Origin of the sequence: Micromonospora sp. D75 (assembly GCF_018070405.1) — a bacterium.
Taxonomy (GTDB): Bacteria; Actinomycetota; Actinomycetes; order Mycobacteriales; family Micromonosporaceae; genus Micromonospora; species Micromonospora chalcea.
The window spans coordinates 1-629 of sequence record NZ_JAGPXV010001141.1 but is presented as its reverse complement, the minus strand read 5'-3'; the positions used below and the strand labels follow the sequence as shown (position 1 = coordinate 629).

Annotated in this window: 1 protein-coding gene; it reads right to left on the bottom strand. The window is 66.3% G+C overall.

Annotated features, from left to right (window positions below):
* Positions 1–629, bottom strand: a 629-nt coding sequence (locus KBX39_RS32530; RefSeq protein WP_247660831.1) for a DUF3153 domain-containing protein, incomplete at both ends; no start/stop codon positions are given.

The following is a 629-nucleotide window of genomic DNA, read 5'->3' as shown; positions in this document are numbered from 1 at the left end:
GGAAGGAACCGTCACCGGTCACCACGGCGGCCGGGCTGGTGGCTGGCGGCGGGGGCGCCTGGGCCACGGCGCGCAGCTCGGACGGCTTGGGCTGGTTGGCGACCACCTTCCAGGTGACCGAGCGCCCGGTGACAGTGCCGTTGGTGTCGAGCACCCGGCCGGGGAACGTCACCGAGATCTCGAACGCCATCAGCGTCATGAACGCCTGCTGCTGGCGCGGATCCTGCTGCCCGAACTTGCCGCCGTATTTCTTCGGGTCCAGCGGGAGCGAGAAGCGATACAGATCATCGTCCCGGACAAGATTCACGCTTTCGCTCGTGAATTGTGCCAGCGGTGTTTTCCGGTATGTGATCTGAATGCCGTACGAGGTGGCGTCCTCGTACCGGGTCTCCGCTCCGGGCGGAAGTGAGGGAATGTTCGGCCGCAGTTCCGCGAAGGCCACCGCCGGGTCCGGGTTGCGCTGCTTGAGCACGGACTTCGGCGCGGTGAGCAGGAGCTGACCGGAGACCGTGTCGTCGTCGTTCACGGTCAGCCCGAGGTTGAGCTGCATGCAGCCGCTCAATATCGCCACGAGGGCGAGACACACCGCGAGGCGGAATGCCCGGCTGCGGCGGAGTCTCGTATTCATG